Genomic DNA, 12402 nt, shown 5'->3' on the forward strand with positions numbered 1-12402 from the left:
CGTCACGCCGGATGAGAGGCCAACACCTGTCGGGTGTGACGCCACTCGGGTGACTTTTCACCCGACGAGTTTTCGCACCGCTTATGCGGAAACGCCGGATATGGCAGGCTGTGCCCCCGGACGAGTATTGCCGACGGGAGCCGTTCGTGTCAGCGAGCACGCAGCTGGACAGCGGTGTCACGGGCGACGCGGAGCTGATCGCTACCGCGCGCTCCGGAGACGCGGCTGCCATCGGCGCGCTCTACGAGCGGCACGCGGGCGCCGCCTGGGTCGTCGCACGGCAGTACTCGGACTCCCCGACGGACGCGGACGACGTCGTCGCGGACTCGTTCGCGGCCGTCTTCGGTGCGATCGAGCGGGGCAAGGGACCCGAGTCGGCGTTCCGTGCGTACCTCTTCACTGTGGTGCGACGCGTGGCGGGGCTGCGCCGTGAGAAGAACCGCCGCGTCCGGCCGACGGACGACATCGCTGTGCTCGAGGCGGGCACCGCTCTGGCGGGCACCGCGGAGGAGCCCGCGCTGGCCGGCTTCGAGCGCGGGGTCGTCGCGCGAGCGTTCCACTCGCTGCCCGAACGGTGGCAGGCGGTCCTCTGGCACACCGAGGTCGAGGGCCTGACGCCGGCGGAGATCGCGCCCATCCTCGGGCTGACCGCCAACGGCGTTGCCGCCCTGGCGTACCGGGCGCGGGAGGGCTTGCGGCAGGCCTACCTCCAGCAGCACCTTCAGGATCCCCTCGACGAGGGTTGCCGGACCGTCGCCGGCAAGCTCGGCGCCTACGTCCGCGGCGGACTGGGCACGCGGGAGACCGGGCAGGTCGAGGCGCACCTCGAGGACTGCGGCACGTGCCGCGGCCTGCTGCTCGAGCTGGGTGACGTCAACCACGGCATGCGCGCCGTCATCGCGCCCCTCGTGCTCGGCGTGCTCGGGCTGGGCGCACTCGGTGTCGCCCTGCCTGTGGGCGGCGGTCTGGCGGCCGGTGCCGCAGCGGCGTCTGCGGCGGGTGTCGCCGGAGCCGGCGCCGGCGGCGTCGCTGTTGGCGGCACGACCGCGGCGGGTGCTGCGGCGACGACCGGAACCGTCACTGCGGCGACGACCGGAACGGTCACTGCGGCGACGACCGGAACGGTCACTGCGGCGACGACCGGAACCGTCGCTGCGGCGACGACCGGAACCGCCGCTGCGACGACCGTCGCCGCGGTCGGTGCCGGAGCGGCGGGTGCTGCGGCTGCGGTCGGTGCCGGAGCGGCCGGTGGTGCGGCCGCAGCCGGCGGGGTGGCGGCGGTCCTGGCAGCGATCCCGATGGGTGTTGCCGCGGCGGTGGCGGGCGGCGTGACACTCGCTGCGGTGGCCACGGTCGGCATCACCACTCTGCTGGGCCCCCCGGACGAGGCGACGGCCGCCGCGCCGGAGCCGACCTCCAGCGAGTCCCCCAGCAGCACCGCCGAGCCGTCGACCAGCGCCGGCGCGGTCGCGACACCGCAGCCGACCGACATCCCGACGGCCGAGCCCAGCGACCTGCTTGCGGACGACCTCGTCGTCCTGGACGAGGAGGACGCCGCCACCAGTGCGGACGGGGTCGACGACGTCACGGCCGACAGCCCCGAGGGCACCGGCACCACCCTGGCCGACCCCGACGTCTTGACTGACCCCGTCGTTCCGGCGGCTCCCGAGGTCCCGGTGGACCCGCCGGCGCCTGCGCCGGTCGACGCTGTGGCACCGGTGCTCAGCCTGGACGAGGGCGATCCCCATGTCTGGCTGGGCGGCGGTACGGGGACCGTGTCGTTCACGGTGCGCGCGAGCGGCGCCGACGCGGTGGGTACGCGGGCGACGCTGACACTGCCGGTCAACCTGCGGGCGAACCTCGCCGCCGGGGCGTCGCCGGCGAACGCGTGCACCGAGTCGGCGAACCGGCGGACCGTGGTCTGCGACCTGACGACGGTGACGGCCGGTTCGACGGTGCTGGTCTCCGTCAGCGTCGTGTCGGTGGGCAATGCGCGGGGCACTGTGTCGGTCGCCGTGGAGGCTGTGGGCGCATCGGCGCAGGGGGCGAGCGAGGTCCCGACGTCGTCGGCCGGGCTGGACGTACCCGACAGTGCCACCCACGCGACCGAGAGCCGCGCTGCCGATCGCGTTCCAGTTCGCGGCCGACGCGACTGATCAACCGGCACGCGAAGCCGTGCTCGGGCACCCTCGGCCGGATCGGCGTGGTGGGCCTGTGAGGGCGACCTCGGCGGCACCGGTGACAGCCTCCTGCTGGGAGGCGCGTACCTGGGAACTCGGTCGCCTCGGGTCAGTCCGCTACTTCTGTGACGGCGGCGACCGCCGCATCGGTGGGCACGATCCCGTCGGTCACCTCGAGCACCAGCCCCGCCGTCCGCGGCTCGTGCAGCAGGGCGACGAGGACCGCGGCGACGTCGGCCCGGGGGACCGAACCGCGCGGCACGGACCCGTCGAGCTGGACCGATCCGGTGGCCGCGTCGTTGGTGAGGCCACCGGGGCGCAGGATCGTCCAGTCGAGGTCGCGGGTCCGCAGGTCGAGCTCGGCGGCACGCTTGGCGACGAGGTAGGCGGCGAACACCTCGTCGGTCCCGGGGGGTGGGGGAGCGTCCGCGCCCATCGACGAGACGAGCACGTACCGCCGGACCCCGGCCTGCTCGGCTCCGTCGGCCAGCAGCGCGGCAGCGGCCCGGTCCACGGTGTCCTTGCGGGCGATGCCGCTGCCCGGTCCGGCGCCTGCGGCGAACACGACCGCGTCAGCACCGGCGATCGCCTCGGCCACGTCCCGCGCGTTCGCACGCTCGAGGTCGAGGACCACCGCCTCGGCGCCGTCGGAGACGACGTCGTCGACGTGCGCGAGCTGGCGCACCAGGGCGACGGGCACGTCACCCCGCGCGGACAGGTCTCGGGACAGGTGTCGTGCGATCTGACCGTGCCCCCCAGCGATCGCGATGCGCATGACACCCACGGTAGGCACGACGACGAGGACCGGCGAGCGGAGGCCGGCCTGCCGGGCCCGGGCAGGTCCTCAGCCGGCGTCTCCCGGGTCGGCGAGGACGTCGAGGAGTCGCAGGTGGCTCATGCGGTCGCCGAGTCGGTGCACGTCGTCGGAGCCCGCCGGGGCGAGGGACAGCGCCGCGTACGTCTCGGCCCCGGGCAGCATCTCGGTGGCGAACTCACGCAGGACCTCGGCGACCTCGGCCAGGTCGCCGGGTGCGCGTCGGGTCCCCTCGGGCAGGCTCACGTACAGGAGCAGCCCGGGCTGCGGGGTGGGGAGCTGAGCGGGAACTGCCATGACGTCTCCGGTGTGCGCGTCCGCAGCACCCGGTGACGGGCGGCGGACAGGGTCGAGGGTCTGGTGGATCAGGACCGATGACACGCGCACGGATACGCGGCGGCGAGGCGCAGCGCAGACGTGGACATAGGGCGACTGTCGCACGCCGGTGCGCCGTCACCAAGGGAGATTGGCGGACGTCCCAGGGGATGGGACGGGTCAGACGACCCCGTACAGCCGGTCGCCCGCGTCGCCGAGCCCCGGCACGATGTACGCCTTGTCGTTGAGGCGCTCGTCCACGGCCGCGACGACGACGGACACGTCGGCCCGGTCCCCGACGGCCCGCTCGACGACCGCGAGGCCCTCGGGGGCGGCCAGCAGGCAGACCGCGGTGACGTCGCGGGCGCCGCGGGCCAGCAGGAAGTCGATGGCGGCGACCAGCGTGCCGCCGGTCGCCAGCATGGGATCGAGCAGGAAGCACTGGCGGCCGGACAGGTCGTCGGGGAGCCGGTTCGCGTACGTCACGGCCTCGAGGGTCTCCTCGTCGCGCTGCATGCCCAGGAAGCCGACCTCCGCCGTGGGCAGCAGGCGCGTCATCCCGTCGAGCATGCCCAGGCCGGCGCGCAGGATGGGCACGACGAGCGGGCGCGGGTCGGCCAGCTTGACGCCCGTCGTCGCGGTGACCGGGGTGACGATGTCGACGGACTCGACGTGGACGTGCCGGGTCGCCTCGTAGGCGAGCAGGGTGACCAGCTCGTCGACCAGGAGGCGGAACGTGGGCGACGCGGTCTTCTCGTCACGCAGGACAGTGAGCTTGTGGGCGACCAGGGGGTGGTCCGCGACGTGCAGGCGCATGGCCTCAACCTACCGGGCGCCGTACGCGATGATGCCTCCATGACCGACCTCCTCCGCCCGTGGCAGGTGGCCGACGCCTGGGCGATGGGGCTCGCGCTCGACGAGGCCCGCCGCGCCGTGCTGACCGCCGACGTGCCGGTGGGCGCCGTGGTCATCGGCCCGGGTGGTGAGGTCGTCGGCCGGGGGCGCAACGTGCGCGAGGCGCGTGCGGACCCGACCGGTCACGCGGAGATCCTCGCGCTGCGATCGGCGTCAGAGAACCTGGGCCGGTGGCGGCTCGACGACTGCACGCTCGTCGTGACCCTGGAGCCGTGCCTCATGTGCGCCGGCGCCACCGTGCTCGCGCGCATCCCGCGCCTGGTGCTCGGCGCCTGGGACCCGAAGGCAGGGGCGTGCGGGTCACAGTGGGACGTCGTGCGGGACCGGCGGCTGAACCACCGGGTCGAGGTCGTGGGCGGGGTGCGCGCGGAGGAGTGCGGGTTGCTGCTGCAGCGGTTCTTCGAGGCTCAGCGCGACTGACGAGCGGCCGGCAGCGTCTCGGCCAGGTCGGTCAACGTCTCCGACGTCCCCGCGTCCAGCGTCATGGCCGCGTACTTGTCGCCGCGGGTGGCCCCCCGGTTCACGACGACCACCGGCTTGCCCGTCTGGGCGGCGTGCCGCACGAACCGTAGCCCCGACTGGACGGTCAAGGACGACCCGGCGACCAGCAGCGCGTCGGCGGCGTCGACCATCGCGTACGCCCGCTCCACACGCTCACGCGGCACGTTCTCACCGAAGTAGACGATGTCCGGCTTGAGCATCCCGCCGCAGGCGCTGCACCCGGCGACGACGAAGTGGCTGGTCTGCTCGATGACGGCGTCGGCGTCAGGGGCGATCTCGATGTCCGCGACCGCCGCGGTGAACCCGGGGTTGAGCGTGTCGAGGCGGTCGGCCAGCTCCGCGCGGGAGATCACGATGCCGCAGGACAGGCACCGCACCCGGTCGTAGCGGCCGTGCAGGTCGATGACGTGCCGGGAGCCTGCGGCCTCGTGCAGCAGGTCGACGTTCTGGGTGATCACGCCGGTGACCACGCCGCGGCGCTCCAGGGCGGCCAGCGCACGGTGGCCCGCATTCGGCATCGTGCGGTGCACGTGCCGCCAGCCGACGTGGTTGCGCGCCCAGTAGTGGCGGCGGAAGCCCTCGTCGGACGTGAACTGCTGGAACGTCATCGGCGTGCGCGGCGGTGAGTCGGGGCCGCGGTAGTCGGGGATGCCGGAGTCCGTCGATACCCCCGCGCCCGTGAGCGCCGCGAGGCGGTGGCCGGCGAGGACCTCGACGACGTCCGCCAGCGAGCCTGCGGTCATCGGGCGTGCCTCCATCGCTCCACCGTACGACGGTCCGGCAGCGGATTCGTGGGACGGGCTCTCGACCAGGTACCCTTCTCGCCGAGGTAGCGTGTCCGAGCGGCCTAAGGAGCACGCCTCGAAAGCGTGTGTGGGTGAAAGTCCACCGTGGGTTCAAATCCCACCGCTACCGCCAGTGTGGAGGTTACGAAACTGGAGCCTCCCAGGTTACGAAACCCCCGCCGGGTCATCCCGGCGGGGGTTTCGTCTTGCTTGGGCTAAGCGGTGGGGTCGGGGTCGGGGTTGACCAACTTGTTGTAGAGCGCGATCGCGCCGGCCTTGTCGTAGAGCTCCATCTCGCCGGCCTCGTTGAGCTCCTCGTGGCCGAAGAATGCGGCTGGGCCGCGCAGGATGACGCACGGGTCGGCGATGTCGGGGTGGTCCGCGATGTACTTGATCGCGAGGCGGAGGTTCTGCGACATCGCGCTCACCGCGAACATGAAGGTCACGTTGACGAGGCCGTGCAGTTGGATCCAGCCTCGGCTGACCCGTTCGTTCGCGCTGCTCTTCACCGATGCGTAGCTACGCTCGACGGTGGTGCGGTTGCGGTAGTCCTTGAGCCAAGGGGCCGACAACCACGGGTGCCGTTGACGTGTCTTCGGGGACACGTCGTCGTACACGGTAATCGACTTCCGGAAGCAGATTCCTTCCTCGACGCGCAAGTGCGCGGGGGGCGGTTCGACGATCGTGAGCTTGTCCACGTCTGGGTACTGCATCGTGAACGCGCGCAGGGGGCACGCCGCGTGGTGTTTCAACGCCTGGCACATGAACCGCTCCTTGCCGGCGCCGTTCCCGCTGAGCCGGACGAGCTCGTAGGGGCGCCGGGCCTCCGTGAGGCTGCGGAGCTCCTCGTGCTGCTTGCGCACGTTGTCCCACATCGCTTGAGCATCTGGATCGTCGTCGCCGGGCCGCTCGCCCTGAGTGAGCCGGTCTGGGCGGTTGACCACCTGGAGGTGCACGGGAAGGCCCGGGCAGAACGGGTAGCCGTTGATGAACATCATCCCGCGGTAGTGCTCGATGCCCATGTCGAGCTCGTTGATGTCGAACACCAGCTCGGCGCCCAGCGCGCGCAGCGGGTGGTGCCAGTTCTCGGGCAGGGAGTGGGGGTACTCACGGTCGGCGTAGATCTTCGTGAACGTGTTCTCGACGTTCGTAGGGTGGTTGGCGAGCCACTGTCCGAGGCGTACCGAGGGTTCGGCACCACCGACGTTCGCCGGGCGGACCTCGACGGCCTCGATGAACGCGGGAACGTCATCGCCCACGATCGTGTACGTGTTGGCGCGATACCCGAACACCCATTGGTTGTTCCCCGTCTGGAACGTCGGTGTGGCGTGACCCCACCTTGCTTCCTGGTCGGCGGAGACGATCCGGTCGTTGCCGTCGTTGTCCTTGTACTTCGCCCAAGGCCGTGCCCACGCAGGGAGCGGTGTGTGGTCGAGCGCCCAGACACCCAGGAAGCCAAACAGCTCGGGTACCGTCCCCGATGCCATCGTGGACGCGAGCTTCTGCAGGGTGCGGCGGCGGTGTTCACGGACGGCCGCGGGCAATGCAGGGTCACTCTGATTGAGATTCTTCGCGAGACGCGCCAGTGGTTCGCGGATCTGTCGAATCGTGATGATGTCGGCGTCCTCGTCACTGCCTGCCCGCTCACGTCGCACCCCCAGCGCTACCTGCAGGGACCGCGGTAGATCCTCGGTGAGAACCTGAAGGGCGCGAGTCTCGTAGGCGCCCATGCCTGACATGACGGCGACGACGAAAGCTGCCAGCCACACATCCAGCCCGAACCGACGCGGAGCGCCTCCAAGTCGCGGGTCGGGCTTGAGGACCGCCTCCAGGAGCGGGATGACCCCGCTGGCCCGCACGACCGCGAGCACCCACATGAACAACTTGCCGTTGATACTCATCACGGGAATCGCCTCCACTTGAGGTCCATGCTGGCGAACAGCTCGTTCACGTAGTCCTTGTCCAGCGGCGTGCTGTACGGCATCAAGCGAAGAAGCGTGGTGGCGTACTTGAGGCCGGCTGCGGCGAGCAGCTCGGGCACCGGGATCCGGGCGTCCAGGGCCGCGAGCAGCCACGTGTTGCGCATCCGACGGCAGCTGACCGGCGGCCTGATGCGCGGGTCGGCTGTCCGGGCCTTCTCGATGTAGTTCTGGACGACCCCGTCACGGCCGGTCGGGGTGCCGAGGATGAACGCGTCCTCGCCCCTGCCGGCCTGGTCGTGCATCTCCATCGCGAGCTCGACCGTCGACCGCATGACGTCCGCGACGACAACGAGACGTTCGCCGTCGGTGTCGACGACCAGGACTGTGAGGACGTCTCCACCGTTGGGCGTCGGCCGTGTGCGCAGGTGTCGGCGGCGGACCAGCGACAGATCGTGAGCGTCGAGTCCAGATCCGGCGCTGAGGCCCACGATGAAGCACATCGATCGGCGGCCCGTGGGGGTCGACTGCTGGTGGGCGTACTTCACCAGCAGGCCGATCTCGAGGCCGGTGTGCGGGACGGCCGTGGTGCGCTCGTACGTGGTGGCGGGGCGTCGTCCACCCTTCGCGTGCAGCAGCGCCCGGGTGACGATGGACCGTCGCGAATCCATCGTCGCGCCCGGTTCATCGGCGGTCTCTCGGTGGCGCTCCTGGAGGCCAGGCGTGTCGAGCTCATCAAGACGAAGCGGTGCCGTCAGGTCCGTGCGGTGCGGTTGGCGTGCGACCCACCGCAAGTACCGCGACAGGTGCCACATCACGTTGACCCGTGCGGCGTCGCTGTCGGGTGCGTAGTACCTCGTCAAGAGCCGGCACAGCGGACCGATCTGCGCCCAGACGCCCGCTCCGAAGCCCGAGCCTTGGGGCTTGTACCGGTCGATCCGGTCGATCATCTCCAACGGAAGGAGCGGCAGCGGCGCCGGGCCAGCGCCCCGCAGCGCAGACACGGCCGCCTCGTGGCGCCGCTTCGCCTCCTTGACCGCGTCCTTCCCCGAGAGCGGCCTCGCCGCGCGAGGAGCGGCAGCCGATTCGCGATCGGAAGGATTGTTGGGCATTGGCGCGCCAACCTCAGGTGCAGCGGGTACCAGGCGCCGCCAGAGAACGGCGGAGCAGGGCAGTTCGGGTCCGCTGGACGAGGGTGCGGCACCGGACTGCGGTCTCCCACGTGGTGGGGTCCCCGAGTCTGGCACCGGTTCAGAAAGCGAGTCAATCGTCTGACCTGCACGATGCGCGATCTGTGACGTGGTTGGCGCTCGGGTGGCCGAAGGCCGCGGCGGTTGACGGCGCATCAGCCGAAGCAGAGCGTTCTGTGCGTCAGCCGGCCGCGTCGGCGCCTTGGGACGCAGTTCGAAGTACAGGCCGATCGCCGCGGGGGTGAGGACGGCGTCCAAGTCGAGCGGCGAACGTCGGTCCCACGTCGGTGTCACCGCGAGGAAGTTGACCAAGTCAGTCACCATGCTCTTCGCGGTGTTCCACAGTCGCGGTTCGCACTCGCGCACTCGGCATAAGACCGGGTTGCGCGCGAGCCGCCAGGCAAGGTCGTCCAGGTTGTGCGGGACGTAATCGACGAGCCTGCGCTCGAGCTCGGGGGAGACTTGTGCGGTGTGAACTCGCGCGCGGCGTGAACGCCGGCGTGTGCGGGTAGGCATGCGGGAACCTCCGTTGTTGCGACACGCGGGGACGAACCTGCGCGCGCGCGGCAACACGGAGTACCGTCAGCAGCGCACAGGTTTAGCGGCCAGTGCTTTGCCGCCGGCGCGAGTAGGGCTCGCGTCGGCGGCCTTGTGTGCGGGACCGGTAGGGCCAGCTCCTCACACGACGGTCGGCTAGGTGCTCGTCACCTCCACCTTCGAGAACGAACCGTTGCTGTTCTTCACGAGCGCGCCCCGGTCGACGAGGCGACGCGCGTAGGTCCGGATGCCTTCGACCTGACCAGGGGTTGGATCCGTGTCGTACACCGCGGTCGCGAGTTCGCGAGCCTTCCAGGTCATCCCGGTCTCGCTGTCGGCGATGAACTGCGTCAGGCGGTTCACCATCGAGGGGCGCGTCGTCTCGTCGGCGTCGTCGCTCGCGGTCCGCGTCTGCGACGCGAGCGTCTCCGTCGCTGGCAACCCGGAGACGGGCGGCGATGTGCTTGTCGGGATGGCGGCGAGCAGGTCGCGCAAGGCGTTGCGCGCGGTGAGCGTGAGCCGAACCTGGCGCTCGAGATCAGCGAGACGTGCGTCCAACGTGGCTAGCGTCGCAGCGAGCTCGTGCGTTGAGCCATCTGTCATGGGTGCGACTGTAGCGCGCGTGACTGGATTCGCTCACGGTTGTCTGGGGCGTGTCGCGCCGATGACTGGTTCAGATAGGTAGAGGTGATCAGGTAGAGCCAGTTAACCGCGGCGCCAGTGTCCGGAGGAGACGCTCGAAGCCACCAAGCACGCGTCCGTGCTAACTGGATTCCGCGCAGTGCCCCCGCAACTCCGAACGTCGCAAGGCCGCCCCACATCCGCCACGACTGTGGCGAAGTTCCGGTCAGTCCCGCTGCGAGGGCTCCCCCTTCGTAGCGCGGCGGCGACGCTCTGCGGCTCCCGTCGGCGTGTTGAGGCTCGCGAGGAAGAACTGGTCGGGCGTCACATGGAGGGCGTCGGCGAGCTGCCACATGGTGCGCAGCGAGAGGTTGCGGCGCCCGTTCTCGAGATGGCCGACGTAGGCGCGCTCCAGGCCGGCCGCACGTCCCAGGTTCTCCTGGGAAAGACCCGCCTCCGTGCGCAGATGGCGGAGCGTTGCCCCGAATGCGAGGCGCCGCTTCAACTCCAACGATCGGGATCGCGCACGCGGGGGAGCGGTGGCCCCTCCGTCAGTCCCGTGGACGCGGTCATCGGCCACCGCGCCAGAGCACCACAGCACGGTGCCCGAGCACCACGGCAGATAGTCCACACGACGTGAGCTTCGATGCATCGACGCGCACCGGGGTCGGCGCATGGACGGTGGCCCTGCCCTGCGTCGACTGGCTAATCCACGTCGTTGCTGACCGGCTGGTCGTGCGTAGGTCACCGCGGGCATGGCATCGACGTGTCCTGGCTTTGTGCGTACTATTAGTCCCCGGACTATCAGTCACGTTCGTGTCGCTCTGGCGAGGTGGTGCCCGATGAGTACGCCCGAGGCTCACGTGGATGTGCCGACGTCGGTCGAACTGCCTCCCGGGTCGAAGGTGCAACTGTTCATGCCGGGTGAGCCGGCCGAGGACCTCGACCCGGCGACGGTGGCGAGACTGTTCATGCTCGGCCTGCGGTTTGGGCGTGGCGATCGTCCGAGCCCAGCAACAGCAGCACCACTGCTTCTCCACGGACCTGTCCGTTTCATGGTCGGCTCGATGGACGTCGGTCCCAAGAGAGGGTTGCGTGCCGTCAGGGACGGGCTCGAACGGTCACTTCGCGTCATCGCCGAGATCGACGGCGCAGCGACCACGCACGCCCCCGAAGAGTCAGCCGAGCCCGCTGACCACGACGCACCGAGGACGGCGCCGACGGAGATGTTCGTGGATGTCGACCGTGCCAGCGCGGACTTCACCGACCTCGTGGACGCGGTTCGCTCCGGAACCCGGGTCGTGCTCACCGAACGCGGTGAAGCCCGTGCAGTGATGATCGACTGGGGTGCGTACTGCGAGCTGAACTATCGGTTGGCGCACGTGCAGGCTGGGTATTGGTCGGCATGGCGGCGTGGCCGGTTCGATGCCAACGCGTTCTCCGCCGTCGTCGACAACCTGCTCCGCCCGCCGACGGAGCCTCGGCCGCCGACGGCAGGCAGCGACCCCGAGTCGTCGGTGGACCAATGATGAGCGTCGATCCCTTCACCAGCCCGGGCCGGTGGCTCGTCGTGACTGGGTCCGGTGCCCAGCACCTGCTGGACTCGCGCGACCTGGACGGTCCCGTGACCGTCACTCGGGTCAGCGGCGGCGGGCAGCCAGGACCGGATCTGCGCTTTGCTGATCTGCGTCGCGATGGCGCCGCCCTGCGGGTGCTGGCCGTCGAGCACCGCGATCCCGAGTGGGGCCTGGTCGCGGGCATCGCGGTCGGGGCCGACATGTACCTGACCCTGGAGCCGCTCGCGGTGGACGCAACCGTGACGGTCCGCCGAACAACCCCGGTGCGCACCATCACTGCGTGCCCTGATGCAGTACGCCTCACTGGGGAACAGGTCCACCATGACTGACGACGACGCCCAACAGCCCCCCGTCTCTGAACCCGAGGACGCAGCGACGGTCCACGGTGATCAGGGTCGCGCCGCGCGCGTCGCCGAGCGCCGAGCGTTGCTCGAGATGATGCCAGGGGACGCACACGACCTGGACGCAGCAGCCGAGTGTGAGTGCGGATGCCACCCCCGCCCAGGCTCCGACGTGCACGACGGGCAGCGGTGCGTGTGCCAGCTCACCAAGGATGAGCGGGCACAACGGTGGGCGAACGCGAGAGCATCGTTGGCCGACGTGCGTGAGAGCCTCGCCCCGGTCGTGGCGCAGCACCGCGCAGCATTGGCCGCAGCCGCCGAACGCCTCGGCGTCGAAGCCACGGAAGTCGGGTTGTTCGCCCCGTGGGTGATCGTCGGCACGGTGGATGGGCGGGCGTTCTCGATGAGGGAGCGCTGGGAGGCCTACGAGATCCTGCTCGCTCCGGACGACGACCCGTTGCTGACCCCGTGGGGTGCACCGCAGGGCACCAAGGTCATCCTGGTGGCGTCCGGAACGATCGACGACCTCTACATCGGCGCCCCGGACTACGACCGTGCCCTGACCTCCATCGTGGCCGCGATCCGCTCCTTCCTGCGCCGTCGGACATGCACCCATGACCTCGGCGGCCGCTACTGCCCCCGGTGCGGCACCGCCCTGATCGACCCGGCCCTGCGATGACGCACGCAAGCCGCTACCCGGTGGCATC

The 12402-nt window shown here is 70.5% G+C and carries 13 protein-coding genes and 1 tRNA gene; 6 read left to right on the forward strand and 8 right to left on the reverse strand.

Annotated elements, in window-relative coordinates:
- Window positions 1-146: 146 nt before the first annotated feature.
- A complete protein-coding gene (locus ASG23_RS19590) occupies window positions 147-2156 on the forward strand; it encodes a sigma-70 family RNA polymerase sigma factor (protein ID WP_162242692.1) in 2010 nt (669 codons plus the stop codon).
- A gap of 133 nt (window positions 2157-2289) precedes the next feature.
- On the opposite strand, the gene ASG23_RS13250 is transcribed toward ASG23_RS19590, so the two are convergent.
- The 3 genes from ASG23_RS13250 to upp form a co-directional block, all read right to left on the reverse strand.
- A complete protein-coding gene (locus ASG23_RS13250; RefSeq protein ID WP_056026311.1) occupies window positions 2290-2955 on the reverse strand; it encodes an SDR family oxidoreductase in 666 nt (221 codons plus the stop codon).
- Between the two features lie 69 nt (window positions 2956-3024).
- On the reverse strand, window positions 3025-3291 hold the full coding sequence (locus ASG23_RS13255; protein ID WP_157465650.1) for a hypothetical protein: 267 nt from the start codon (window positions 3289-3291) through the stop codon (window positions 3025-3027).
- 198 nt (window positions 3292-3489) lie between these two features.
- Entirely contained in the window at window positions 3490-4125 is a 636-nt protein-coding gene (gene upp, locus ASG23_RS13260) for a uracil phosphoribosyltransferase (RefSeq protein WP_056025681.1), read from the reverse strand.
- A gap of 39 nt (window positions 4126-4164) precedes the next feature.
- Here upp and ASG23_RS13265 point away from each other — a divergent pair, with 39 nt between their 5' ends.
- The gene (locus ASG23_RS13265) at window positions 4165-4644 is read left to right on the forward strand and encodes a nucleoside deaminase (RefSeq protein WP_235521088.1); all 480 of its coding nucleotides are present in this window, start codon (window positions 4165-4167) and stop codon (window positions 4642-4644) included.
- On the opposite strand, the gene ASG23_RS13270 is transcribed toward ASG23_RS13265, so the two are convergent.
- A complete protein-coding gene (locus ASG23_RS13270; RefSeq protein WP_056025684.1) occupies window positions 4632-5483 on the reverse strand; it encodes an NAD-dependent protein deacetylase in 852 nt (283 codons plus the stop codon). The two genes, ASG23_RS13265 and ASG23_RS13270, sit on opposite strands and share 13 nt — an antisense overlap.
- Before the next feature lie 70 nt (window positions 5484-5553).
- On the opposite strand from ASG23_RS13270, the gene ASG23_RS13275 reads away from it, so the two are divergent.
- Window positions 5554-5643, forward strand: a tRNA-Ser gene (locus tag ASG23_RS13275).
- An 82-nt stretch (window positions 5644-5725) separates the two neighbouring features.
- Here ASG23_RS13275 and ASG23_RS13280 read toward each other — a convergent pair.
- From ASG23_RS13280 to ASG23_RS19595, 4 genes are all read right to left on the reverse strand, one after another.
- Window positions 5726-7240, reverse strand: a complete 1515-nt coding sequence (locus ASG23_RS13280; protein WP_157465651.1) for a hypothetical protein — start codon at window positions 7238-7240, stop codon at window positions 5726-5728.
- A 170-nt stretch (window positions 7241-7410) separates the two neighbouring features.
- Window positions 7411-8433 carry a hypothetical protein gene (locus tag ASG23_RS13285; RefSeq protein WP_056025689.1) on the reverse strand — a complete coding sequence of 341 codons (1023 nt, stop codon included), beginning with the start codon at window positions 8431-8433 and terminating at the stop codon, window positions 7411-7413.
- A gap of 879 nt (window positions 8434-9312) precedes the next feature.
- On the reverse strand, window positions 9313-9759 hold the full coding sequence (locus ASG23_RS13290) for a hypothetical protein (protein WP_157465652.1): 447 nt from the start codon (window positions 9757-9759) through the stop codon (window positions 9313-9315).
- Window positions 9760-10003: 244 nt separating this feature from the next.
- Window positions 10004-10282, reverse strand: a complete 279-nt coding sequence (locus tag ASG23_RS19595; RefSeq protein WP_200941600.1) for a helix-turn-helix domain-containing protein — start codon at window positions 10280-10282, stop codon at window positions 10004-10006.
- 337 nt (window positions 10283-10619) lie between these two features.
- On the opposite strand from ASG23_RS19595, the gene ASG23_RS13300 reads away from it, so the two are divergent.
- From ASG23_RS13300 to ASG23_RS13310, 3 genes are all read left to right on the forward strand, one after another.
- Window positions 10620-11306, forward strand: coding sequence for a hypothetical protein (locus ASG23_RS13300; RefSeq protein WP_157465653.1), 687 nt, complete (start codon window positions 10620-10622; stop codon window positions 11304-11306).
- On the forward strand, window positions 11306-11683 hold the full coding sequence (locus ASG23_RS13305) for a hypothetical protein (RefSeq protein WP_056025698.1): 378 nt from the start codon (window positions 11306-11308) through the stop codon (window positions 11681-11683). The genes ASG23_RS13300 and ASG23_RS13305 overlap by 1 nt, the downstream gene beginning before the upstream one ends.
- 271 nt (window positions 11684-11954) lie before the next feature.
- Complete coding sequence (locus ASG23_RS13310) at window positions 11955-12374, forward strand: hypothetical protein (RefSeq protein ID WP_157465654.1); 420 nt, start codon at window positions 11955-11957, stop codon at window positions 12372-12374.
- Window positions 12375-12402: the final 28 nt, after the last annotated feature.

The sequence above is a fragment of the Cellulomonas sp. Leaf395 genome (assembly GCF_001424125.1).
GTDB lineage: Bacteria > Actinomycetota > Actinomycetes > Actinomycetales > Cellulomonadaceae > Cellulomonas.

Bases quoted from the DNA above. Each gene is read 5' to 3' on its own strand.
- ASG23_RS13270 (WP_056025684.1), bottom strand. From the start codon at position 5,483: ATGGAGGCACGCCCGATGACCGCAGGCTCGCTGGCGGACGTCGTCGAG.
- ASG23_RS13250 (WP_056026311.1), bottom strand. From the start codon at position 2,955: ATGCGCATCGCGATCGCTGGGGGGCACGGTCAGATCGCACGACACCTG.
- ASG23_RS13280 (WP_157465651.1), bottom strand. From the start codon at position 7,240: ATGGGCGCCTACGAGACTCGCGCCCTTCAGGTTCTCACCGAGGATCTA.
- ASG23_RS13265 (WP_235521088.1), top strand. From the start codon at position 4,165: ATGACCGACCTCCTCCGCCCGTGGCAGGTGGCCGACGCCTGGGCGATG.
- upp (WP_056025681.1), bottom strand. From the start codon at position 4,125: ATGCGCCTGCACGTCGCGGACCACCCCCTGGTCGCCCACAAGCTCACT.
- ASG23_RS13290 (WP_157465652.1), bottom strand. From the start codon at position 9,759: ATGACAGATGGCTCAACGCACGAGCTCGCTGCGACGCTAGCCACGTTG.
- ASG23_RS13305 (WP_056025698.1), top strand. From the start codon at position 11,306: ATGAGCGTCGATCCCTTCACCAGCCCGGGCCGGTGGCTCGTCGTGACT.
- ASG23_RS13300 (WP_157465653.1), top strand. From the start codon at position 10,620: ATGAGTACGCCCGAGGCTCACGTGGATGTGCCGACGTCGGTCGAACTG.
- ASG23_RS13255 (WP_157465650.1), bottom strand. From the start codon at position 3,291: ATGGCAGTTCCCGCTCAGCTCCCCACCCCGCAGCCCGGGCTGCTCCTG.